This window comes from Paraburkholderia tropica, assembly GCF_014171495.1.
GTDB lineage: Bacteria > Pseudomonadota > Gammaproteobacteria > Burkholderiales > Burkholderiaceae > Paraburkholderia > Paraburkholderia tropica.
Genome location: NZ_CP049136.1, coordinates 715567 through 739776 on the forward strand (window position 1 = coordinate 715567; position 24210 = coordinate 739776).

19 protein-coding genes and 1 pseudogene are annotated in these 24210 nt (G+C 64.3%); 5 read left to right on the forward strand and 15 right to left on the reverse strand.

Annotation, left to right across the window (positions count from 1 at the left end; translation table 11 throughout):
• Positions 1-16: 16 nt before the first annotated feature.
• Positions 17-1291, reverse strand: coding sequence for an urea ABC transporter substrate-binding protein (gene urtA / locus G5S35_RS26730; protein ID WP_065060960.1), 1275 nt, complete (start codon positions 1289-1291; stop codon positions 17-19).
• A 202-nt stretch (positions 1292-1493) separates the two neighbouring features.
• Here urtA and G5S35_RS26735 point away from each other — a divergent pair, with 202 nt between their 5' ends.
• From G5S35_RS26735 to G5S35_RS26745, 3 genes are all read left to right on the forward strand, one after another.
• Positions 1494-4964, forward strand: coding sequence for a hybrid sensor histidine kinase/response regulator (locus G5S35_RS26735; protein ID WP_183039980.1), 3471 nt, complete (start codon positions 1494-1496; stop codon positions 4962-4964).
• A gap of 67 nt (positions 4965-5031) precedes the next feature.
• Complete coding sequence (locus G5S35_RS26740) at positions 5032-5964, forward strand: response regulator transcription factor (protein WP_237181752.1); 933 nt, start codon at positions 5032-5034, stop codon at positions 5962-5964.
• Between the two features lie 197 nt (positions 5965-6161).
• Positions 6162-8324 (forward strand): TonB-dependent siderophore receptor, encoded by a 2163-nt coding sequence (locus G5S35_RS26745; RefSeq protein WP_074981901.1) that lies wholly within the window; start codon positions 6162-6164, stop codon positions 8322-8324.
• 98 nt (positions 8325-8422) lie between these two features.
• On the opposite strand, the gene G5S35_RS26750 is transcribed toward G5S35_RS26745, so the two are convergent.
• The 6 genes and pseudogenes from G5S35_RS26750 to G5S35_RS26775 all read right to left on the reverse strand — a co-directional run.
• Positions 8423-8638 carry a DUF3820 family protein gene (locus tag G5S35_RS26750; protein ID WP_183039982.1) on the reverse strand — a complete coding sequence of 72 codons (216 nt, stop codon included), beginning with the start codon at positions 8636-8638 and terminating at the stop codon, positions 8423-8425.
• Between the two features lie 69 nt (positions 8639-8707).
• The gene (locus tag G5S35_RS40045) at positions 8708-10525 is read right to left on the reverse strand and encodes a methyl-accepting chemotaxis protein (protein ID WP_176080885.1); all 1818 of its coding nucleotides are present in this window, start codon (positions 10523-10525) and stop codon (positions 8708-8710) included.
• A gap of 210 nt (positions 10526-10735) precedes the next feature.
• Positions 10736-11638 carry an alpha/beta hydrolase gene (locus G5S35_RS26760; RefSeq protein ID WP_183039983.1) on the reverse strand — a complete coding sequence of 301 codons (903 nt, stop codon included), beginning with the start codon at positions 11636-11638 and terminating at the stop codon, positions 10736-10738.
• A 78-nt stretch (positions 11639-11716) separates the two neighbouring features.
• Entirely contained in the window at positions 11717-12520 is an 804-nt protein-coding gene (locus G5S35_RS26765; protein WP_237181732.1) for an AraC family transcriptional regulator, read from the reverse strand.
• Between the two features lie 135 nt (positions 12521-12655).
• Entirely contained in the window at positions 12656-13804 is a 1149-nt protein-coding gene (locus tag G5S35_RS26770; protein ID WP_183039985.1) for a porin, read from the reverse strand.
• A gap of 123 nt (positions 13805-13927) precedes the next feature.
• Positions 13928-14362: pseudogene (locus G5S35_RS26775) on the reverse strand (amino acid permease); the annotation flags it as partial.
• 66 nt (positions 14363-14428) lie between these two features.
• Here G5S35_RS26775 and G5S35_RS26780 point away from each other — a divergent pair.
• Positions 14429-14779: a helix-turn-helix domain-containing protein gene (locus G5S35_RS26780; RefSeq protein ID WP_074981893.1), complete on the forward strand. Its 351-nt coding sequence runs from the start codon at positions 14429-14431 to the stop codon at positions 14777-14779.
• Between the two features lie 31 nt (positions 14780-14810).
• Here the strand turns inward: G5S35_RS26780 and G5S35_RS26785 are convergent, their stop codons facing one another.
• Both G5S35_RS26785 and G5S35_RS26790 read right to left on the reverse strand, forming a co-directional pair.
• Positions 14811-15197, reverse strand: coding sequence for a hypothetical protein (locus tag G5S35_RS26785; RefSeq protein WP_124263103.1), 387 nt, complete (start codon positions 15195-15197; stop codon positions 14811-14813).
• Positions 15194-16216 carry a DUF6402 family protein gene (locus G5S35_RS26790; RefSeq protein ID WP_237181754.1) on the reverse strand — a complete coding sequence of 341 codons (1023 nt, stop codon included), beginning with the start codon at positions 16214-16216 and terminating at the stop codon, positions 15194-15196. Before G5S35_RS26790 ends, G5S35_RS26785 begins: the two co-directional genes overlap by 4 nt.
• Before the next feature lie 212 nt (positions 16217-16428).
• On the opposite strand from G5S35_RS26790, the gene G5S35_RS26795 reads away from it, so the two are divergent.
• Positions 16429-16569 (forward strand): hypothetical protein, encoded by a 141-nt coding sequence (locus G5S35_RS26795; RefSeq protein ID WP_161495602.1) that lies wholly within the window; start codon positions 16429-16431, stop codon positions 16567-16569.
• A 672-nt stretch (positions 16570-17241) separates the two neighbouring features.
• On the opposite strand, the gene G5S35_RS26800 is transcribed toward G5S35_RS26795, so the two are convergent.
• The 6 genes from G5S35_RS26800 to G5S35_RS26825 form a co-directional block, all read right to left on the reverse strand.
• Complete coding sequence (locus G5S35_RS26800) at positions 17242-18669, reverse strand: gamma-aminobutyraldehyde dehydrogenase (protein ID WP_110327331.1); 1428 nt, start codon at positions 18667-18669, stop codon at positions 17242-17244.
• 77 nt (positions 18670-18746) lie between these two features.
• The gene (locus tag G5S35_RS26805) at positions 18747-19556 is read right to left on the reverse strand and encodes an ABC transporter permease (protein WP_183039987.1); all 810 of its coding nucleotides are present in this window, start codon (positions 19554-19556) and stop codon (positions 18747-18749) included.
• Positions 19546-20508 carry an ABC transporter permease gene (locus G5S35_RS26810; RefSeq protein WP_065060970.1) on the reverse strand — a complete coding sequence of 321 codons (963 nt, stop codon included), beginning with the start codon at positions 20506-20508 and terminating at the stop codon, positions 19546-19548. Before G5S35_RS26810 ends, G5S35_RS26805 begins: the two co-directional genes overlap by 11 nt.
• Positions 20509-20510: 2 nt before the next feature.
• Positions 20511-21536, reverse strand: coding sequence for an ABC transporter ATP-binding protein (locus G5S35_RS26815; RefSeq protein WP_065061044.1), 1026 nt, complete (start codon positions 21534-21536; stop codon positions 20511-20513).
• 90 nt (positions 21537-21626) lie between these two features.
• Positions 21627-22787 carry an ABC transporter substrate-binding protein gene (locus G5S35_RS26820; protein WP_234774685.1) on the reverse strand — a complete coding sequence of 387 codons (1161 nt, stop codon included), beginning with the start codon at positions 22785-22787 and terminating at the stop codon, positions 21627-21629.
• A 399-nt stretch (positions 22788-23186) separates the two neighbouring features.
• The gene (locus G5S35_RS26825) at positions 23187-24104 is read right to left on the reverse strand and encodes a LysR family transcriptional regulator (protein ID WP_065060972.1); all 918 of its coding nucleotides are present in this window, start codon (positions 24102-24104) and stop codon (positions 23187-23189) included.
• Positions 24105-24210: the final 106 nt, after the last annotated feature.

Here is a 24210-nt window from a genome sequence, read left to right on the forward strand (position 1 = left end):
CGCTGCGGTTGACGGATTACATGTAGCCCTTCGGGAACGGATTCGGCTGGATCGGCTGCTCCGACTGCGCCACGACCTTGAACTGACCGTCCGCCTGTCCTTCGCCGATCAGCGAACGGCTCCACAGGTGATGGTTCGGATCGACCTTCGCGTAGCCTTGCGGCGCGTTCGCCACTTCGATACCGGCCGAATGCGCGACCACCTTGTCGACGTCGAAACTGCCCGCGCGCTCGCACGCGGCCTTCCAGATCCACGGGCCCAGATAGGCGGCCTGCGTGACGTCGCCGATCACCGACTTCTGGCCATAGCGCGCCTTGAACGCCGCCACGAACTTCTTGTTGTTCTCGTTATCGAGCGACTGGAAGTACTTCATCGACGAGAAGAAGCCCGCGAAATTCTCGCCGCCGATGCCGAGCACTTCGTCTTCCGTGACCGAGAGCGTCAGCAGGAACTGCTTCTGCGGCGTGATGCCCGCGGCCTTGAGCTGCTTGTAGAACGCCACGTTCGAGCCGCCCACCACGGTCGCGAAGATGCAGTCCGGGCGCGCGAGCTTGATCTTGTTCATCAGCGAGGCGAACTCGGTCGTGCCGAGCGGGTAATACTCCTCGCCCACCACCTTCGCGTGCAGATGCTGTTCGATATGGCGGCGCGCGATCTTGTTCGACGTGCGCGGCCAGATGTAGTCGGAGCCGATCAGGAAGAAGGTCTTCGCTTTCTTGGTGTTCGAGGCCCAGTCGAGCGCCCAGAGAATCTGCTGGGTCGCTTCCTGGCCCGTGTAAAACACGTTCTTCGACTGTTCGAGGCCTTCGTAGAAGGTCGGGTAATAGAGCAGGCCGTTGTCCTTCTCGAACACCGGCAGCACCGCCTTGCGCGAGGCCGAGGTCCAGCAGCCGAACACGGCCGCGACGTGATCGTTCTCCAGCAGCTTCTTCGACTTTTCGGCGAAGGTCGGCCAGTCGGACGCGCCGTCTTCCTGAATGATCTGTACCTTGCGGCCCAGCACGCCGCCCATCGCGTTGATCTGCTCGATGGCGAGACGTTCGGCCTGGATCGAGCCGGTTTCCGAAATCGCCATCGTGCCCGTGGCCGAGTGCAGCTGGCCGACCGTCACCGTGGTGTCCGTGACCGCGAGGCCCGTGGTGTTGACCTTCGCGGTGGGCGGCGTTTGCGCAAACGCGCCGCGCGAGAAGCCCATCGCCATCAGCGGCGCGGCGGCCAGGCCACCGAGCATTTTCCGGCGCAGCGGCGAGGGCATCGGGGCATCGTCATCGAATCGATCGTCTGCGGACATCACGTTCTCCTTATCGGGTGCCCGGCGCTGAACGCTGCGGGCTGGGTCGAGGGTTGGACGCAATGTAGAAAGCCAAATTGACGACCGGAATACGTCGATTGACGTATTCCCGGCGCGCGCACTGGAATGTAATTTGCATCGCACTGCGATCCCGCGCGCCGCCGCGGTTTCCGCCGCTTTCGCACCAATCCGGAACATCGTCATGTCCCAGAGTCACCCGTCACTGGGCGCGCCCAGCACGCAACGCATCGTCAAGGTGCGCCGCGACTACAACGCCTGGGTCGGCGACGAAACCCTCGAGGACTACGCACTGCGCTTCACGCCGCGTTCGTTCCGGCGCTGGTCGGAGCTGCGCGTGGCCAACACCGCAATCGGCGCGGTGTCGTTTCTGGTGCTGGAGGCGATCGGCGGCAGTCTCGTGGTCAACTACGGCTTCACCAACGCGTTCTGGGCCATCGCCGCGGTCTCCGTGCTGATCTGGCTGACGAGCCTGCCCATCAGCTATTACGCCGCGCGCTACGGCGTGGACATGGACCTGCTCACGCGCGGCGCGGGCTTCGGCTATATCGGCTCGACGGTCACCTCGCTGCTTTACGCGGTGTTCACGTTTATTTTTTTCGCGCTCGAAGCGGCCATCATGTCGCTCGCGCTCCAGCTTTATTTCCACATATCGCTGGCGATTGCCTACGTGGTGAGTTCGCTCGTGGTGATCCCGATCGTCATGTTCGGCATCACGCTGATCAACCGCCTGCAAAGCTGGACGCAGCCGCTCTGGCTCGTGCTGTTCGTGCTACCCTACGCCGCCGTGCTCTGGCATCACCCCGATCTGCTCGCGCAGTGGACCACCTTCGCGGGCTTCGCGCCGCAGGGCCGCGCGTTCAGCCTGATCGCGTTCGGTCAGGCGTCGACGGTCGTATTCGCGCTGATCGTGCAGGTCGGCGAGCAAGTGGACTATCTGCGCTTTCTGCCGCCGCTGACCGCGAAAAACCGCACGCGCTGGTGGCTCGCACTGCTCTCGGCGGGACCGGGCTGGATCGTGCCGGGCGCGCTCAAGATGCTCGGCGGCGCGTTTCTCGCCTTCGTCGCGCTGCAGTACGAAGTCGATGCGAGCCACGCGGCGCAGCCCACGCAGATGTATCTCGTTGCCTATCACCTGCTGCTCGATCCGTTCGGGCTCGCGAGCTGGGCGCTGCCCGCGATGACGCTATTCGTGATCGTCTCGCAGTTGAAGATCAACGTGACCAATGCGTATGCGGGCTCGCTCGCGTGGTCGAATTTTTTCGCGCGGCTCACGCACAGTCATCCGGGCCGCGTGGTGTGGCTTGTGTTCAACGTGATGATCGCGTTGCTGCTCGTGGAAATGGGTGTGTTCGACGCGATCGGCAAGGTGCTCTCGCTCTACGCGAACATCGCGATTGCGTGGGTCGGCGCACTGTTCGCCGATCTCGTCATCAACAAGCCGCTCGGTTATAGCCCGCGTCATATCGAGTTCAAGCGCGCGCATCTCTACGATGTGAATCCCGTGGGCGTGGGCGCGATGCTGATCGCGGCCGCCGTCGCGATGCTCGCGCACAGCGGCCTGTTCGGCGTGCTCGCCAAGGCGATGTCGTCGTTTATCGCGTTCGGCGTGGCGTTCGCCTGCGCGCCCGTGCTCGCGGTGATCACGCGCGGACGCTACTACATCGCGCGCGCGGCGCAACCGACCGGCGACGCCACCTCGCTGCGCTGCGCGATCTGCGAAAACAGCTTCGAGCCCGACGACACGGCGTACTGCCCCGCCTACGGCGGCACGATCTGCTCGCTGTGCTGCTCGCTCGATTCGCGCTGCCACGACCGCTGCAAACCGCACGCGCGCTTCGCCTCGCAGGCCGACCGCGCGCTGCATCGCGTGCTGCCCGGCGCGCGGCTCGGTCCCGCCGCGCTGCGTCTGATTCACTACGCGAGCCTCGTATTCGCGATGCTCGCCGTGCTCGGCAGCGTGCTCTATCTGATCTGGTCGCAGAGCGCGACTTCAGTGGCCGCAGCCGATTCGATCGTCGGCCCTGCCATCGGCCACGCGATTGCGAGCAGCTTTCTGAAGATCTTTCTCGCGCTCTCGCTGGTCGGCTGCATCGCCGCGTGGTGGTTCGTGCTGGAGCGCGAAAGCCGGCGCGTCACGCAGGAAGAATCGCAGCGGCAAAACGAATTGCTGATGCTCGAAATCGACGCGCACCAGAAAACCGACGCGGCGCTCAAGCGCGCGACCGCCGCGGCCGAATCGGCGAACCAGGCGAAAAGCCGCTACGTGTCCGGCCTGAGCCACGAATTACGCACGCCGCTCAACAGCATTCTCGGTTACGCGCAATTGCTGCTGCAGGCGAAAGACGAACTCACGCCCACGCGCTACAACGCGGTGCGTACGATCCATCGCAGCGGCGAGCATCTGCTTGCGCTCGTCGACGGTTTGCTCGACGTCGCGCGCATCGAGGCGGGCAAGCTGCAACTGAATATCGCCAAGGTGCCGCTCGCGGATTTCGTCGCGCACGTGACGTCGATGCTGCGTCCGCAGGCGCTCGAAAAAGCGCTCGCCTTCGACGTGCAGACAGTCGGACGCCTGCCCGCCACCGTGCGCACCGACCAGAAATGCGTCGGCCAGATCCTCACCAATCTGATCGGCAACGCGATTCGCTTTACGTCGAGCGGCACGGTCACGCTGCGCGTGAGCCACGTGCTCGACACGCTCAAATTCGAAGTCGCCGATACCGGCCCCGGCATTCCGCCCGCCGAAATGGAGCGCCTGTTTTTACCGTTCGAGCGCGGCGTGGCGGCGCACGCGCACGATCACGGCGCGGGCCTCGGCCTCACGATCTGCCGCTTGCTCACGCAGGCGCTCGGCGGCAGTCTCGAAGTGGACAGCGAAGTCGGGCGCGGCACGCGCTTCGTGGTGCGCCTGTTCGCGCCCGCCGTCGACAGCGCCGCTGCCACGCATACCGAACTCGCGTCGATACGCGGCTACACGGGCGCGCGCCGCGCGATTCTCGTGGTCGACGATCTCGACGATCAGCGCGGCATCGTCGTGCAGTTGCTCACGCCGCTCGGCTTCGACGTCGCCGAAGCGGCCAGCGGCACCGACGCGCTGCGCTGGCTCGCCACGCATACGGTGGACGCGATCATCATGGATATTTCGATGCCGCTGATGGACGGCTACGAAACCAGCCGGCTGATCTCGGAGAACCAGCTATCGAACGCGCCCATCGTGCTGCTCTCGGCCAACGCGTTCGCCGACGACCGCGAGCGCGCGAGCGCGACCGGTTGCGCGGGTTATCTGGTGAAGCCCTTGCAGGTGAATCTGCTGCTCGACAAGCTCGCGCAATTGCTCGCGTTCGAGTGGATCGCGTCCGAGACGAGCGCGCCCGCGCTGCCGGACGCGACTGCGGCCGACCACGCGAAGCCCGCATTGTCGACTTCGGACGCGCCGCCCGCGCCTGCCGCGTGGCCGCCCGAACTCATCGACCATCTGCATGCGCATCTTGAAGTCGGCTATGTGCAGGGCGTGGTCGAACAGCTCAATGCCGCGCACGCGACCTGGCCCGCGTTGCAGGATCAGATCGACGTGCTGCGCGCATTGGCCGAACGTTTTCAGTTAAGGGAACTCGAGCATGAACTCGACCGACTTGCGCGCGGCGCCACTTGACGCGCACGCCGCGCTGGCGCCAACGCCACGCACGGACGACGCGGCCGTCTGGCTGCGCGACCGCCCGGTGGTGCTGATCGTCGACGATACGCCGGACAACCTCGCGTTTCTCTCCGATACGCTGCAGGCGCACGGCTATGCGGTGCTGGTCGCGCTCTCGGGCGAGGACGCCCTCAAGCGTCTCGCGCGCGTGACGCCCGACGTGGTGTTGCTCGACGCGATGATGCCTGGCATGGACGGCTTCGAAACCTGTCGCCGCATGAAGCAGGACGCGCGGCACGAGCATCTGCCCGTGATCTTCATGACGGCGTTGACCGAGACCGAGCACGTGGTGCGCGGTTTTCGCGTGGGCGGCATCGATTACGTGACCAAGCCGGTGCGGCCCGAGGAGTTGTGCGCGCGCATCGGCGCGCATGTGCAGCGTTCGCGCGCGCAGCTTTACGCGCAGGCGGCGCTGTCGCTCGACGCGCGCGCGGCGTTGATCGTCGGCGCGGACGGCACGATCCGCTGGCAGAGTCCGCAGGCCGCGCATCAGATCGCGGCCTACGACACCGGTCGCACGGATACAGCCACCATCCGCGATGCCGACGATGGCGACGATGCGCAGCCGAAGCTGCCGCCGTCGCTGCGCACCTGGTTCGTCGACTGGCTCGCGCGCGGCGCGCAAAGCGACGCCGTCCACGAATTCACCTCGGGCCACGTGCGGCGCTCGGCCAGCGCGACGCCCGCACCGGAACCGGGCGAGTGGATCGTCATCCTCAAGGAAACCGACGACACCGTGCATCGCAATGCGCTCGCCGAGCGCTTCGGTCTGACCGCGCGCGAAGCCGAAGTGCTGCTCTGGGTCTCGCGCGGCAAGACCAACCGCGATATCGGCGACATCCTCGGCATGGCGGCGCGCACGGTGAACAAGCATCTTGAACATCTGTTCCGCAAGCTGCATGTCGAGACGCGCGCGGCGGCGGCGGGCGTGGCGATCAAGACGCTCGATCGCGCCTGAGATCCGCGTAAAACGGAACCTTTTGGTACCGTTTTGTGTGCATTCTCGTTAGCACCGCGAAGCCGGTTCGTCAGCCGAATGCAACCCTGCCGTAAATATTTGCACCGATACAACACGCATTGATTGTAGGTAATTACCCGTAGTAGGATGCGCAACTCAATTAATAATGATTCGCATTTAGCTTGGGGTTCTTTTCAATGCGTCACCGCCAGATCTACGCTGCACTGCTGCTCGCCTTCTCCGCCACCCCAACGCTCGTGCTCGCGCAAGCCGCTTCCGCCGATGCCGCCAGCGCTGCATCAGAAAGCCCGCAGAAAGCTGGCGCGGATGCGCCCGCAAGCGCCGCCGGCAACGGCGAATTGCCCACGGTCAAGATCAGCGCGAGCGGCGCGCCGCGCGCGGCCTTCGACATGCCCGCCGCCGCGCAGGTGACGAAGTCGTCGGTGCCCTTGAAGGAAACGCCGCAGTCGATCAGCGTGGTGACGCGCGATCTGATGGACGCGCAGCAGGTCCAGACGCTCAACGACGCGCTGCACGACGTACCCGGCGTGATCTCGGGCACCTATGGCCGGCGCGGCTGGGACGACTTCATCATTCGCGGCCAGACCGCGTCGGATTCGGTCTACCTCGACGGCCTGCGCGCCGCCATCAACAACCGCTTCGCCGAAGAGACCTTCGGCCTGCAGCAGATCGAAGTGCTCAAGGGTCCGGCCACGCTGCTCTCGGGCCTCGTGCTGCCCGGCGGCATGGTCAACGAAGTCAGCAAGCGCCCGGTGGACTACACCTTCGCCGATGTGGACGCCACCGTCGGCAGCCACGGCTACTACCAGGGCAGCGTCGACATGGGCACGCCGCTCTCGGAGAACGGCAAGGCCGCGTTCCGCATCAACGCGCTGGCGATGAATTCGAACGACGCCACCGATTACGTCTGGTCGCGCAATCGCTACATCGCGCCGTCGCTGTCGCTCGATCTCGGTCCACGCACGGAATTCACGATCCTGACCAGCTATCAGGAACGCAATTACATCCGCCAGCAAGGCCTGCCGTGGTCGGGCTCGGTGCTCGCGAACAAGAACGGCAGCCTCTCGCGCAGCACCTTCACGGGCGAGCCCGACCAGCAGCCGTACTCGGGTCACGAGGCGCGCGTGGGCTACAGCTTCGCCCATCACTTCGATTCGGGCTGGACCGTCAACCAGAACTTCCGCTGGCAGCAGTTCTCGCTCGGCGGCCAGCTGGTGGCCAACGGCAAGGTCGCCTCGAACGGCTATACGCTGAGCCGCACGGCCACCGATTCGCAATGGTCCGGCGACACGATCTCGCTCGACAACAACGCGCAAAAGACCTTCGATACCGCGCTCGGCCGCCACGAAGTGACCTTCGGCATCGACTACATGCGCGGTCGCGAAGACGCCGCCTCGACCACCTGCACGGTCGGTTCCATCAACATGTACGACCCGGCTTACACGGGCACGATCACCTGCCCGTCCACGCCGAAGACGCATACGTACACCACGATCCGCGATCTCGGCTTCTACGCGCGCGACCAGATCGCGCTCGGCCAGCGCTGGCGCGTGCTCGCGGGCGTGCGTTACGACAACGCGTCGAGCGACGTGCTGAACGAACTCAAGGACACGCGTAGCGGCAATCCGTCGAGCGCGACCACGGGCTCGGTCGCGCTGATGTACGAACTGCTGCCGGGCGTGCGTCCGTACGTGAGCTACGCGACTTCGTTCTATCCGAACAGCGGCGCGGACGTGAACGGCAGCGCGTTCGATCCGGAAACGGGCAAGCAGTGGGAAGCGGGCGTGAAGTTCGACATCGAAAAAGGCCGCACTAGCGTGACGGTCGCGGCGTTCGATCTGCGCCGCCGCAACGTGCTCGAAGACGATCCGAACAACGACGGCTACAGCATCGCCGTGGGCGAGGAGCATTCGCGCGGCTTCGAATTCAGCTTCAACACCGCGCCGACCAATCACCTGAGCGTGACGGGCGGCTATGCGTACACCTCGGCCGTGATCGCCGACGACGGCGGCCAGACGCCTTCGACCGACGGCACGCGCATCAACAACGTGCCGCGTCACAGCTTCAACGTGTTCGCGCGCTACAAGCTGCCGGGCGAGCTGTATCGCTGGGAAATCAACGGCGGCGTGCGCGGCCAGAGCAGTATGTACGCGTACGGCTACACGATTCCGGGCTTCGTGGTCAGCGACGTGGGCGTGGGCTATAGCGCGCCGCGCTGGCACGCGGCGCTGCGTCTGAGCAACATCTTCAACCGGCATTACTACACGGGCGGCTTGAGCAATGCCGTGGCGCTCGGCGACGACCGCGCGGTGATGCTCACGCTCGGGTATCGCTACTGAGCGAAGACTGAGCGAAGACTGAAGGAAGTGAGGCGGCTGCGCGCGGAGGTTGTGCGCAGCCGTGAAAGGCCATCAGGAAGACGGTAAAGAACGCAGCGTCAGCCGCGTTTGCGCAGCGGATCGAGCAGGCTGCGCAGACCGTTGTGGTCCATTTCCTGCATCAACGCAAGCAGACGGCCGATCTCGCCAGGCGGAAAGCCTTCGCGGGCGAACCAGTTCAGATAGTGCCCCGGCAGGTCGACGATGAGCCGACCTTTGTATTTGCCGAACGGCATGGCGAGGGTGACGAGGCGTTCGAGGTCTTCGACTTTCATGAGAAGCGGCGGAAAAGCAGGCAAGCGGGTGAACGCATGATACCCGCCCTGCTCCGCCGCTTCACGTCATCAGAACGTTTCCCAGTCGTTGCTGTCGTCCTTCGCGACGACAACCGCTTCGCGCACAGGCGCGCGCGGCTCGGTTCGCGCCTCGGTTCGCGGCTCTGCTCGGGCCTCGATCTGCTTCGGCTTCGGCGCGGGCTTCGCGCTGGCCGCGCTGCCCGCACGCTTCATGCTGGCCTGGCTCGACTGGCTCGCCGGCTTCGACGCCAGCACGGGACGGCGCAGCGGCTCGACGCCCGCCGACATCGCGCCAGAACCGCCCGCGAGGTGGAACACCGACACCGCCTCGCGCAGACGCTGCGCCTGATCCTCGAGCGACTTCGCCGCCGCCGCCGCTTCCTCGACGAGCGCCGCGTTCTGCTGCGTGACGTTGTCCATCTGCACGACGGCCTGATTGACTTCCTCGATGCCGGTGCTCTGCTCCTCGGCGGCCGCCGCGATTTCGCCGACGATGCCCGACACCTGGCGGATCGAGTCCTTGATTTGCGACATCGACGCGCTGACCTGCGAAGCCTGATGCGCGCCGCCTTCGATCGTCGCCACCGACGCACCGATCAACTCCTTGATCTCCTTCGCCGCCGCCGCCGAGCGCTGCGCGAGCGAACGCACTTCGCTCGCCACCACCGCGAAGCCGCGGCCCTGTTCGCCCGCGCGCGCCGCTTCCACGGCCGCGTTGAGCGCGAGAATGTTGGTCTGGAACGCGATGCCTTCGATGATCGTGGTGATCTCCGAAATCTTGCTGGAGCTTTCGCTGATCTGCGACATGGTCGCGACCATCTCCTCGACGGTCGACGCGCCGCCGTCCACGACCTGCGTCGCGTTGCTCGTCAGCTCGCTCGCGTGGCGCGCGTTGTCGGCGCTCTGGCGCACGGTCGTCGTAATCTGCGTCATGCTCGACGCGGTCTCTTCGAGCGACGCGGCCTGCTGCTCCGTGCGCGCCGAAAGATCGGTATTGCCCGCCGCGATTTCGATCGACGCCGACTTCACGCTCTCGGTCGCGTCGCGAATGCCGCGCACGGTGCCTTCGAGCTGGTCGCGCATCTCGCGCAGCGAAAAGATCAGGCTCGACGTGTCGTCGCCCTGCACCTCGACGCGTTGATCGAGACGGCCTTGCGCGATGTTGCGAGCGATTTCCTGCGCGTAAGCCGGCTCGCCGCCAAGCTGGTTCAGAATGCTGCGCCGGATGAGAATCGAGAGCCCGATCGAGATCACCAGACCCGCAAGCGCGAGCGCCAGCAAAGTGCCGCGCCCCGCGTCATAGGTCGAATGCGCCGACGCGGCGGCGCGCTTGTTCTTGTCGACTTCGTAGTCGCGGAAACGGCCGATCGCATCGGTCCACGATTGCAGCGCGGGCGACGTCTGCTGGTTGAGCATGTCGGCGGCCGTGGCGTCGCCCTTCATGCCAAGCGCCGCGTTGTTCATCACGAGCGGTTCGGCGGCCTGCGCGAGCTGGTTGATCTGATTGAGGAGTTCGCGCTCCTGGTCGTCGGTGTCGTCGCTTTGCTGGAGCAAGGCCGAGACCTGCGTGATGGCGTCGTGATAGCTCGCGAGTTTTTCGTCGACGCTGCGCTTTTGCGCTTCCATGCCGGCGGTGTCGTGCGTGACGATCAGGCGTTGCATCGCGAGCGACGCGCCCTGCGCCTTGCCGAGCGCGCGGCCGACGAGGCCGATCTTGGCCGAGCCCGAGTCGAGCCCCGAGGCGATCACGGTGTTGAGCGAATGCAGGACGACGAGCGACGCCCCGACGACGATGGCGAACAGCACCAGCAGGACGCCGAAAGCGACTGAGAGGCGCGTCCCTACGTTGAATCGCGAAAGCTGCATGAGAGACAATCCCCGAAAATGAAAAAAGGTGTCTCTTCCGTTTGCTGTCGCCCCTAAAGACCAAGGGTTGTTGTGATGGCCGGCGCCGCCGCCCAGCTTGCCGTTCTGGCGCAATCGATGTTGGAGGTGTGTGCTTTGCGCCGCGACAGTCGCTCTATCGGCAAGTCTGAGCCAAACTTTAGACGAATACCTCGAATGGCGGCGCAGGCCTTATTCCACGGGCCGCAGATGGCGCGCGAACCACTGCGCCGCGCGTTGGCTGGTGGTGTCGAAATGCTCGACGTAGGGCGTGAAATGGCCGCCGGCGATCATCTCCAGCTGCTTGGGCTGGAGCGCGTCTTCGTAGGCGCGCAGGCAGAGGTCGGTGGCGGTCAGCGTGTCGGCGTCGGCGACGATCATCAGCAGCGGCGTCGGGCTGATGCGCGCGATGTACACGCCCGGTTCGTTTTCGCGCGAGCGTTCGGCGCTGCGCAAGGTCACTTCGTTGCGCCAGGCCGGCGCGAAGGCCGCCGTTGCCGCGAAGAACGCGTGGCTGTCCGCGCCCGCCATCGCGCAAGGTTCGGCGGGATCGGCGCTGGTGGCGGGCAGCATCGCCGGTGCGCCGCCCGCGAAACGCTGGGCGCGGTCCGCTTCGAAGCGGGCCAGCAGCGCGGACACCTGATCCGCGCGCGTGCGCCGCAACGCCGACTGATAGCCGCTGATTTGCGGCACCTGCGAGACCACGCACTTCACGCGACGGTCGATCGCGGCGACTTCGAGCACGTGACCGCCGCTGAAGCTCGATCCCCAGATGCCGATGCGCGACGCGTCCACGTCGGCGCGCGTCTGCACGTAGCTGATCGCGTCGCGATAGCCGCGCTTCTGCGACACCGGATCGACTTCCTGGCGCGGCAGACCTTCGCTTGCGCCGAAATTGCGATGATCGTAGACGAGCACGGCGAATCCCGCCGCGGCGAACACCTCGGCGTAACGGTCGAGATATTGCTCCTTGACCGCCGAAAAGCCGTGCGCCATCACGATGGCCGGATGCGGTCCCGTTTGCGCCGACGGCAAGTAAAACCAGCCGCGCAGGCGCGCGCCTTCCGAATCGAACTCCACGTTTTCACGTTGCATCGCGTATTCCTCCTGAGTTGAGCGTTTCAGGACGATACGCAGACGCGGCACGCGCTGCGTCGCGCGGCCGGACATCCGCTACGCCGGATCGGACAGCTTGCAATCCGCCGCATTGAAATACGCGCTCGGCGTCGCGCCCGTCACGCGGCGGAACATGGCCGCGAACGCGCCCGGCGTGTCGTAACCGAGCGCGGCGCTCACGTCCGCGACCGGCATGCCGCTCGCGAGCAGCGGCAGCGCGTGCTGCACGCGCACGAGCTGACGCCAGTGCACGAACGACAGCCCGGTTTCGGCGATAAAGAGCCGCGCGAGCGTGCGCGTGGATGCACCCGCCTCAGCGGCCCAGGCGTCGAGCGTGCGCGGATCGCCGGGCGCGCGGAGAATCGCGCCGCAGATGTGCTTGAGTCGCCGGTCGCCGCCCGCGGGCATACGCAGCGGATGGCCGGGCACCCAGTCGATTTCGGCGAGCAGATGCGCGATGACCAGCGCGTCGCGGCCCGTGGGTTCCTCGTCGACGGGAATCGATGCCGCGCGCACGATCAATTCGCGCAGCAACGGCGTGACGTTGACGGCGTGCGGCGTCGACGGAAAACCCGGCGGGCAATGTCCGTCGCGGATATACGGGCTGCGCAGCGAGACCGCGCCGCGCGCGCGCATGGCGTGCGGCGTGTCGGCGGGCATCCAGAGCGCGCGTTGCGGCGGCACGAGCCAGAGCGTGTGCGCGACCGTCACTTCGAGCACGCCGCGCGTCGCATAGATCAGTTGCGCGCGTGCGTGACGATGCTCGCCGACCTCGAAGCCGTCCGCGTATTCCTTCGCGAGCACCGAAGCGGGACCGGGCGCGCGCTGATAATCGGCGGGATTCGTGCTCCGCGCGGGCAAGTTTGAAGAGGGCGACGAAAGCGGCGCGTTGCGTGAACGGCCTGACGAAGCGGCGGACGGCATGGGCGCGGACGAGCGGTGCAAAGGCCAGCAGTATAGTGCGGCCCCGGCGAGCGCGCCCGCGCCTGCGCGGCTTCAGAACTTGTGCAGCAGGCCCACGCGCCAGACCATCTGGTTGCCGCTCGACGAAAGATCGGCGGACCCGACGATATGCGCCGCGTCCAGATCCGTTCCCGTGCTGCCGTTGGTGTGCTGCCACGCGCCCTGCGTGTACACCGAGGTGCGCTTGCTCAGGCTGTAGCTGAGCGCGAGCGCGCATTGCAGCCAGTACGGGCTGGTGCTCGCCTGCGTCTCCTTGAACGAGCCGTGCGTGTACGTAAGCGCGCCCGCCAGCGAGAGATCGGGCTGAATGAAGTACTGGCCGTTCAGTTCGAAGTTATCGAATTTCCACGACTTCCAGGCATTGCCGCCGATGTCGCTCACATAGGCGTTCGCGGTGGGATCATCGACATCGACGTGCGAATACGCGAAGCCCACGTTCGAGCCGTCGGAGAAGGTCCACTTGACGCCCGCGTTGACATTCTGTTGCGACGACGCCGTGAACACCGCATCGCTGCCCAGCGCGCCCGCCGCCGTTGTGCCGCCATGGTTCGTGCGCATATAGGCCGCCGCCGCGCTCAGCGAACCGGCGGACCACGTCACGCCCGCGCTGTAGTTGCGGTTGTCGGCGAAGCCCGTCGAATTGCTGAAGCCGTAGACCGCTTCGACCTGCGCGCCGCCGAAAACCGGCGACAGATACTTGACCGCGTTGTTCACGCGCGTGTCGTAGTCGGCGTTGTCGTTGTCGAACGGGTGCGCGGCGAGATCGCCGATCGTGCTGCCCGCCGCCGTGAACGGGCTCCACAGATCGACGGTGGCGTCGTACTGGCGGCCAAGCGTGAGCGTGCCCGCCTGTTGCGAGGCGAGGCCCACGAAAGCCTGACGACCGAACAGGCGGCCGCCCTGATTCGCCGCGCCGGTGGACGCATTGAAGCCGTTTTCGAGTGTGAAGATCGCGCTCAGTCCGCCGCCCAGATCCTCGACGCCCTTGAGGCCCCACATCGACTCCTGGCTGTCGCCGCTGACCATCGCGAAGGCATGATGGCCCGCCGCATTGGAGGTGAAGTTCACGCCTTCGTCGATGGCGCCGTACAGCGTCACGCTGCTCTGCGCATGCGCCGCCGTAGCGCCGAGCAAGACCGTAGCGAGAATGGCGCTCGCGCGCGCTATGGTGTGTTTTTTCATGAGAGGTGGCTTTGTCGTTATCAACATCTATTTGGATGACTAATTATTTGCAGGCGAAGAACGAATTTTTTTGCAGCGCGGCGCGGCCCGAGTCAGATCCGCCCGCCGCCCCGCATTACCTCCTCAGAAAGTCGTGACGACTTCCGGCGTCGTGCTCGCGCTGCGCACATCGGGCGGTCCGGCAAAGCGGTTGCGCACACCCAGACCGAACCACAGCAGCGTCATCACGCCGATCAATCCGAGGCTGACGTAAAGCACTTTCTCGTTCGGCGGCTGGCAACCCACGTACACCAGCACGGAGCCGCCCAGCACGGCCAGCAGCGCCACCGGCTTCGACCACTTGCCCAGATTGAACGGGCCTTTGCGCGTCCACGTACGACCTTCGGCATTCAGGCCCGCCGCGATCGGCATCACATAGGAGACATACAGGAACACCGCACTGCCCGTCGAGAGCACGGCGAAGGCGTCGCCGTAGAGCGTCACCGCGATGGCGAGCGCAGAGCACACCCAGATGGCCGCGCCCGGCGTGCCGTAGTCATTCACCTTCTTGAGCCAATCGGCTCGCCTTCCGAAACCGTGAACTTCGAAGGCATGACTCGAATCGAGATTCACGGCCAATGTTCGATGGTCATCGACGCGGCCCGCTCGCGCCTGTTCGGCGTTGAACGCGCCGTGGTCATCGCACGGTTCGCCCCGCTCGAAGCGGTCAAGCGCGTCGGCGTGACCGGACTTGTCGATGCGCTCGCGGGCGGCTCGCCAGTCGGCAACCTCAATGCGCTCGAATCGCTGGTTTGGCGTCGCTACGTTCCAAAGGGCTATCGCGACGGGTATTCGTTGCGCGCAATCGCCAAACGAACCGGCGTGTCGAAGTCAACCCTTGCGCGTGCATCGGAATGGATCGACGGTCAATGCGACGGCTTTGAACCTCGCGCGCTTCGGCGTCTCGAAGAAACCTTCGTGCCGCACGGCGTTTGAGGCGCGATAGTGTTGGAGGCATAACCGCGGTTCAGGGAAGCTTTGCGCGTAACTTGTCGCGCCAGTTCGGCGGAATGGCGACTGTGCCCGATGCGTCATCGCCCCCCCGGCGAAACATGACGGCGCTTTCGTCGGGCATGAATACGGGCAAACTACCGTCCATCGAATCGAAATCGGTTCTGGCTAGAAGCGCGCCGCTGTGTAACTCATACAATCGTCCGACAAAGGAAACAACGTTTCCATTGGCCCCTGTTTCACACGCTTCGGCGCGATATCGGCCGCTAGGCGAAGTAACCGAATAACAGTCGTTTGCTTTCGCGCGCTCCCGTGCATCGAATATGTATTGCACGACAATAAACGCGACGACTATTGAGACGCCGACAACGACGATGCGACGAACGCGCTTTGGCACGCTCATTTCATCACCCTGAATCTGATTGGATCAATCTTCACAACCCGGCAATCAGAGAACAGCACCATATCGCCGCCCGCGTTATGCGCGTCCTGCCAACGCCGGAAGTCGCTGTTATGCACGGGCCAGAATGTGCGACCGTGTGGGCCTTCTGGCCTGATGATGTAATTACTCCAACTCCCCCAGTTCGCTTTTTGTGCAACGAACCCTTCCGGTACAAGACAGATTCCATCCTTGTTCCAGTGTCCGAGATATTGCGGTCCACCTTCGCCCGGATCGTCAAAAAACGAATAAGGATTCTTGACGTATATAGCTACCTTGGTTATCGAAACTTCGATTCCGCCAATGAATAATGGTGTAAATGTCGCTTCGGCAATTGCCGCATACATAGCGAAGCCGCCCAGCGCCCCGGCAAGATCATCCGGCTTACCGTGGCGAAGCATTGCGCCGAAGAATTGTGCCGCCTTATCGAGCGCAGACGTATCTACTTTTACATATTGAAATTGGAAATTATTGTGTAGCGCGTGAATATTTCCCCCGACTAGATCTAGCGTATTGATTCGCTGTCGATGACGGTATGGATAGACACCGCTGACGAGAGATTCCCGTGTGTTGGTGCTTAAGTAGTTAGAATTCTGCAAGTTTTTAAACCCTGATTGCGTGCGCGGATATGAAAGCACCCAATCAAGTTTTATGGTTTCCTTGTCGAAGCGATCAGCCGGGTATACGCCTGTTTTCCCGTCTCGATTGATTCCATGTGGCTTCTGAAAGCTGTTCATCGCCTGATTCTTTGGCGCATAGGCAAACCACTTTCTCAGCAACGCAGCCGACTTGTGCCAACCCATCTTTGACATGGCACCAGGAATTTCAGTGACTTCGAACTTTTCATCGGTCGTGAATGTTTCGGGGCCGCGTGTTATGTCGGGAGAATTTCCGCCTTCTCGGTTCGACCACCAGATATCACCAGATTGTTGCCGCCATTCCCCGTTACTCGGCGTATAGACGGTTAATTCTTGCGCGCTCATAGAGTTCATCAGGAAACCTTTGGAGCGTTCCTTATAGCACTGTGCGTTCACGCAAACCACTCCAAAGCGTCAACGGCTGTCAAGTTTCGAGTTCGCCGTATCATGGTCAACTCCGATGCACTTTATGCGCAGCACATGCCCCCCGCGATATGCAACGCTTGCACCTACAGTCACATGTGAAGGTGCGCCGCCTTGAAGCTGACGTTGACCGCATGGCCGATGTACTCGCGTTGATCGTCACGCTTGCCGACAGCGACCCCGCGCCGTTCACGCCCGCCGACACCCTGACCGAAATCGCGCGGCTCGGGCGCGCCGCGTTGATCGGCGCAACACCGCCCGACACGTCGCCTTGACGGTCAGGAACAAATCCTCTAGCCTTTCGTCAGGTTCGAAGTAGTGTGTTCGCAAGACCGAAAAGCCCCGGAACGGGGCTTTTTTCGTTCATGGCGGGCCTCGGAAGGGTCGCGGAGCACCCAAGCATAGGCGACCCCGTTCATCGCCTAGAAAGCCCGCCAATCGAACAGACAGAATTCCGAAATAAATAGATAGCAGTCCATACATATTCGTATAGGTCCGCATATACCCGGAAGCCCCATGAAACCCACGCCGACGCCGACGCCCCGAACACGCGAACGGAAGTGGCGTCGTATCATGGCGCGACAACTCGCGCACCATCCGCTTTGTAAGCATTGCTGGGATGAAGGCGGGTTTGTTGTCGAAGCAACGGAGCATGAGTTCCTGCGTGTAGCCCATGCTGCCGAGAATGCTGGCGTCGTGATCCGCCGCATCCGTCTTCGGGGTGGGTTCCATCCTGATCTCCTGGTCGGGTCGGCCCGCGTGCGCCTGGCGCGCGCGCCGGTTTGCCTGCGTTGCCGGTGTGTTGTCGTGCGTGTTTTAGTTGGTTGTGCTTATTCTTATTGCGCGGCGACGACTTGCGCGTCGCCGGGTGCTGCGGACTGCTTGTTTAAAGCGCGATCGTTCAGCGAGAGCGGCAAAAAGCGGCCCGCCGCAGCGGGCCGTTTGCTTCAGGGGAACTTCGCCATGATGTGGCGCGCGCACGTGTACTCTTCCAGCGCGAACACCGACATGTCCTTGCCGTAGCCCGACCGCTTCATGCCGCCGTGCGGCATTTCGCTCACGAGCGTGAAGTGCGTGTTGATCCACGTGCAGCCGTATTGCAGTTCGGCGGCCACCTTGAAGGCCTTGTTGACGTCGCGGGTCCAGACCGAACTCGCGAGGCCGAAGTCCGAATCGTTGGCCCAGTCGATCGCCTGCTCCGCGCCGTTGAAACGCGTGACCGACACCACCGGCCCGAACACTTCGCGGCGCACGATCTCGTCGTCCTGACGCGCGCCCGCCACCACGGTCGGCTCGTAGAAGAAGCCGCGGCCGTCGGCGAGCTTGCCGCCCGTCGTGATCTCGATGTGCTTCTGGCTCGCCGCGCGCTCGACGAAACTCGCCACGCGTCCGCGCTGGCGCTCGGAGATCAGCGGTCCCATCTCCACGCCTTCGAGATGCTGCTCGCCGTAGCGGATCGAACTCACGGCGCTCGACAGATCGGCAACGAGGCGATCGTAGATTTTGTCTTCCGCGTAGACGCGGCACGCGGCCGTGCAGTCCTGTCCCGCGTTGTAGTAACCGAAGGTGCGCAGGCCGGCCACCACTTCGTCGAGATCGGCGTCGTCGAACACGATCACGGGCGCTTTGCCGCCCAGTTCCAGGTGCGTGCGCTTCACCGTGCGCGACGCCGCTTCGAGAATGCGCTGGCCCGTCGAGACATCGCCGGTGATCGAAATCATGCGCACTTGCGGCTGCGTGATGAGCGGCGCGCCCACGGTGTCGCCGCGTCCCGTCACCACGTTGATGACGCCTGCCGGAAAAATCGCCGCGATCAGTTCGGCGAGCTTGAGCGTGGTGAGCGGCGTCTGCTCGGACGGCTTGAGCACGACCGTGTTGCCCGCCGCGACGGCGGGCGCGAGCTTCCACGCGGCCATCATCAGCGGATAGTTCCACGGTGCGATCGAGGCGATCACGCCCAGCGAATCGCGGCGGATCATGCTCGTGTGGCCCGCCAGATATTCGCCCGCGACTGGGCCGTGCTGCGTGCGGCACGCGCCCGCGAAGAAGCGGAACACGTCGGCGACCGCGGGGATTTCGTCGTTGAGCGCGCCGAGATACGGCTTGCCGCAATTGAGCGATTCGAGCCGCGCGAATTCGGTGGCGCGCGACTCGATGGCGTCGGCGAGCTTGAGCAGCAGCGTGGCGCGATCCTTCGGCGTGCTGCGCGCCCACGCGGGCCACGCGCGGCTCGCGGCGGCGGTGGCCGCCTGCACCTGTTCGAGCGACGCCTCGGCCACGAGCGCGATCACTTCGCCCGTCGACGGATTGAAGATGTTTTCCTTGCTGCCGTGGCCCGGCACGAATTCACCGCCGATCAGCAGGTTCGTTTGCATCGATTTTTCCATTTGCTCTCTCTTCGTTGAGCCCACGCTCTTGAGTGTCGGTCTTGTCCGCGATGGCCGCGCGCTGTTCAGCGGCTGCTGCCTGCGGTGCTTTCGGTGTCGCGCGTGAGATACCACGCGCCCAGAATCGGAATCATCGTGATGGCCATCACCATCAGCGCAACCACGTTGGTCACGGGGACGTCGCGCGGCCGCGAAAGCTGGTTCAGCAGCCAGATCGGCAGCGTGCGCTCCTGCCCCGCCGTGAACGTCGTGACGATGATCTCGTCGAAGCTCAGCGCGAACGCGAGGATCGCGCCCGCCAGCAGCGCCGTGGCGATCTGCGGCAGCACAACGTAGCGGAAGGTCTGCCAGCCGTCCGCGCCCAGATCCATCGACGCTTCCACGAGGCTCGCGGGCATGCGCCGCATGCGCGCGACCACGTTGTTGTAGACCATCACCACGCAGAACGTGCCGTGCCCGACCGCGATGGTCCAGAAGCCCAGGTCGAGATTCGCGGTCTTGAACGCGGACAGCAGCGCGATGCCGGTGATGATGCCGGGCAGCGCGATCGGCAAAATCAGCGCGAACGTAATCGCTTCCTTGCCGAAGAAGTTGCGACGGTACAGCGCGCCTGCCGCCGCCGTGCCGAGCAGCACAGCGAGCAGCGTCGCGAGCGCCGCCACTTTCACCGAGAGCCACGCGGCCGCGAGCATGTCGTCGCGCGCGAAGGCTTCGGTGAACCAGTGCAGCGTGAAGCCCTTGAGCGGGAAGCTGAACGCGCTGGTTTCGGTGTTGAACGCGTAGAGCGCGACCACGAGAATCGGCAGATGCAGGAACGCGAGGCCGCCCCAGGCGGCGCAGCGCAGCAGGCGCGAGGGTTGGGCGTCAGAGCGCATCGAAGGCTCCCAGGCGTTTGGCGACGGCGAGATACACGCCGATCAGCACCATCGGCACGACCGTGAAGGCGGCGGCCATCGGCACGTTGCCGATCGAGCCTTGCATCGTGTAGACCATGGTGCCGATAAACAGGCCGCTCGGTCCCACCAGTTGCGGAATGATGTAGTCGCCCAGCGTGAGCGAGAACGTGAAGATCGAGCCCGCCGCGATGCCGGGAAACGCGAGCGGCAGGATCACCGTGCGGAAGGTCTGACGCGGATGCGCGCCGAGGTCGGCGGACGCCTGCAGCAGATTGGCCGGAATGCGCTCGATGGCGGCCTGGATCGGCAGGATCATGAACGGCAGCCAGATATACGTGAAGACGAGGAAGCGGCCGATGTTCGAGGTCGACAGCGAGTCGCCGCCGATCACGGGCACACGCAGCAACGCATCGAGCGCGGCGCGCAGATGCAGCATGTCGATGATCCAGTAGAGCACGCCGCCTTGCGCGAGAATCACGGTCCACGCGTAGACCTTGACGATGTAGCTGGCCCACATCGGCAGCATCACGGCCACGTAAAACAGGCCCTTTTTCCAGCCCCTCGCGTAGCGCGCCATGTAGTACGCGACCGGAAACGCGAGCAGCGCGCTCGCGATCGTCACGCAACAGGCCATGCCGGTCGTGCGCAGGACCACGTCGAGATTCGCGGGGTCGCGGATCAGCGCCACATAGTTCGCGAGCGTGAAGTCGGGGCTCACGGCCATCGTGAAGTCGTCGAAGCGCCAGACGCTTTGCAGCAGCAGCGCGAACAGCGAGCCCAGATAGACCACGCCGAACCACAGCAGCGGCGGCAGCAGCAACAGCAACAAATACAGATTCGCGTGGCGATGCAGGAAGCCGCTCGCGCGGCGTACCAGGCCGTCGCGTGGCGGGACGGCGCGCGGGACCGCGGCGTTCGAAGTCGTGGTCATGCTCACCCCCGCAGCTCCAGCGTCACCATCGCGCGGCGCGCCCAGGCGAGCGTGACGGCGTCGCCGACCGCGGGCAGCGTCGTCGTCGCATCGTCCTGATTCGCGATCGTCACGGCGAGGCGCTGGCCCGCATCCGAACGCACCTCGAAGCGGCTCGTCGCGCCGTAGTACTGGATGTCGATCAGCGTGCCGGGCAACTGCACGTCGTCGGCGTTTGCGGGCGATGCGCCGCCGAAACGAATGTGCTCGGGGCGAATCGCAAACGGCTGGGCCGCGCCGAGGCGTTGCAGCGAGGCCGCGTCGGCGATCACGTTCGAGGTGCCCACGAAATCCGCGACGAACGGCGTGGCCGGACGCGTGTAGAGATTGCGCGGCGTATCCACCTGCTCGATGCGGCCTTTGTTGAACACCGCGACGCGATCCGACATCGACAGCGCCTCGCCCTGATCGTGCGTGACGTAGATGAAGGTCACGCCGAGCTTGCGCTGCAAGCTCTTGAGTTCGATCTGCATCTGCTCGCGCAGCTTGAGATCGAGTGCGCCGAGCGGCTCGTCGAGCAACAGAATGCGCGGACGCCGCACCAGCGCGCGCGCCAACGCCACGCGCTGCCGCTGGCCGCCCGACAACTGGCCGGGTCGGCGCGCGCCATAGCCGCCGAGCGCGACGAGTTCGAGTGCCTCTTCCGCCTGACGATGGCGCGTGCGTTTATCGACGCCGCTCACCAGCAGTCCATAGGCCACGTTGTCGCGAATATTCATGTGCGGGAACAGCGCGTAGTCCTGGAACACGGTGTTCACGTCGCGCTGATACGGCGGCAGGCCGGTCGCGTCGCGAGCATGCAGGACGACGCGGCCCGCGCTCGGCTGCTCGAAGCCCGCGATCAGACGCAGACAGGTCGTCTTGCCCGATCCCGACGGTCCGAGCATCGAGAAGAATTCGCCGTCGTGGACGACGAGCGAAACGTCATCCACGGCGCGCACGCCGTCGTAGTGACGCGAAACCCTGGAGAATTCGACTGCGCTATTCATGATGTTTCCTGCCGGTTGCGGCTGCATTCTTCTGCTTTCGATGCCGTGATGCGAAGCGATCCGGGCGCGGCTGAAGACGCGCCCGTGGCTCTATCGACCACCCATGATCGAGATGAAATCCTGGGTCCATCGGCTGTACGGCACGCACTTGCCCTGCGAACCGCAATTGGCGACCGGCGTCTTCCAGAAGTGAATCTGATCGAAGCGGTCATAGCCGTTTGCCGCGCAGAAGTTCGAACCGCCCACCGCCGCCTGCTGGCAACCGCCCTGGATCACCGGATTCGAGCCGAACCATTCGGCCAGATCGGCCTGCAATTTGCGGTTCAGCGACCAGTTCATCCACTTGTAGGCGCAGACCGGATGCGGCGCGTCCGCGTGCATCATCGTGGTGTCGGCCCAACCCGTCGCGCCTTCCTGCGGAATCGTCGCGGCGATCGGGAATTTCTCGGCTTGCAGCGAGTTCACCGCATAACCCCATGCGCTCGACACGGCCACGCCTTCGTTCTTGAAGTCGTTCATCTGCACCGTGACGTCGTGCCAGTAACGATGCACCAGCGGCTTTTGCGCGCGCAGCACCTTGAGCACTTCGGCGTATTGCGCTTCGTTCAGCTCGTACGGGTCCTTGATGCCGAGCGCGGGATTCTTGTGCATCAGATAGACGGCGGCGTCGGCCACATAGATCGCGCCGTTATAGGCCTGCACGCGGCCCTTGTTGCTCTTGCCGTCCGGCAGCGTCTGCTGCTCGAAGACGACCGACCACGAAGTGGGCGCCTTCGGGAAAATCTTCGTGTTGTACGCGAGGAAATTCGCGCCCCACTGATACGGCACGCCGTAATGGACGCCGTTGACCGTGTGCCACGGCGCGTTCTGCAGCCGCGGCTCGATCGTGTTCCAGGCGGGAATCAGCGCCGTGTTGATCGGCTGCACCTTCTTGCCGTAGACGAGCCGCAGGCTCGCATCGCCCGATGCGGTGACGAGGTCGTAGCCACCCTGGTTCATCAGCGAGACCATTTCGTCGGAGGTCGCGGCCGTCTTCACGTTCACCTTGCAGCCCGACTCCTTCTCGAAGCCGGTGACCCAGTCGTATTTCTTGTCGGTGTCGCCGCGCTCGATGTAACCCGGCCACGCGATGATGTTGACCTGGCCTTCCGGCTTCCCCAGTTGCGTGAGCGGACCGGCCGCGCTGGCCAGCCCCGTGTTGACGAGCGCGGCAAGGGCAATGGCGGCAGCCATGTAAGGGGTGTGCGACATGCTCCGATTCCTCGTGGTTGTGGCCCGGGCGGCGTACCGGAAAGCCCCGTGGGCAAAGGGTTTGAGGCAATACGATGATGGACGGAGCTATTCTAGGAGGCGGTCGTTTTTGACCGATAGGCCGAAACCCAGATACGAGCTATCGGTAATGCCGAAGGCTATCGCCGTACAAGTCGACGAAAACCTGCTCGAACGTGGCGACGCAACGGGTTGGGAATCGAGGCTCGCCCGTATGACACGGAGCTTTCAGACCCGGCGAAGCACCGTGGATTCGCCGCCCGGCGGGCCTCTACGGATGCGGCGGCGCCGCAGACGGACTCCGTAAAAACCCGAACGAGAGTGCGTAAAAATCGCGTCAATTTCGGCGAAAGCGAACGCTCGGAGAACGATATCGATATTTCAGATCGACGATTTGCTGTGCGTGCGCGAGTACTCGCGGGCCACGACGAGGAAGTGCTGCACCATCTCCGGCAGCGTGAGGCTGCGCCGCCAGGCGATGCCGATATCCACGGTCGGCATCTCGCCGAGAATCTTGCGCACCTCCAGCCGGTCGCCGTCGAGCGACCACGGGCGATACAGCACATCGGGAAGAATCGACAGGCCCGCGCCGGTGGCCACCAGACTGCGCACCGCTTCCACCGACGCCGTGCGCATCACCGTGTTCGGCCGTAGACCCGCCGCGCGCCAGAACGCGGTGGTGTTGTCTTCCAGCTCGTCCACTTTCAGCATGATCATGCCTTCGTTGGCGATCTCCTGAAGCGAGATGCTGCCGAGCCCGCGCAGCGCGTGATTCGCGGGCAGCCACAAACGCCACGCGGCTTTGATCAGCGATTCGGTTTCGATGGCCTGACTGTTCTGCACGTTCGAAACGATCAGCACGGCGACATCCAGCTCGCCGTTGACGAGCAGATGCTCGATGTAATCGCGCTGATCTTCGACCACCTGCACTTCGACTTTGGGAAAGACGCGCTTGTAGTGGTCCAGCAGATAAGGCAGAAAGTAGCCCGTCATCAGACTCGTGACGCCGACGTTCAAGCGGCCCGTCTTGGTGTCCGGGCGCGCGGAGAGCGCTTGCTGGGCGTTGCGGACGGCGGCGAGGATCTGATGCGCGTGACGCAGGAACTGGTGGCCCGCGTGCGTGAGCACCATGCCGCGCGCGTGACGCACGAAGAGCTGCGCGCCGAGTTCGCTTTCGAGGCCTTTGATGGCTTCAGTGATGACCGACTGCGAGATGTTGAGTGTCTGCGTGGCGCCCGTCACGGATTCGGCTTCCGCCACCGCGATAAAGTAACGCACGCTTTTGACGGAGAGGCTCATGGGGGTGGTGCGGGATTTTGGGATTGGGGGAGTATATAACCTGTCCGTTTTCTATCGAATATCTGATCAAGCGGCGCAGTCAGTAGCGAGGAACATATACCGGACG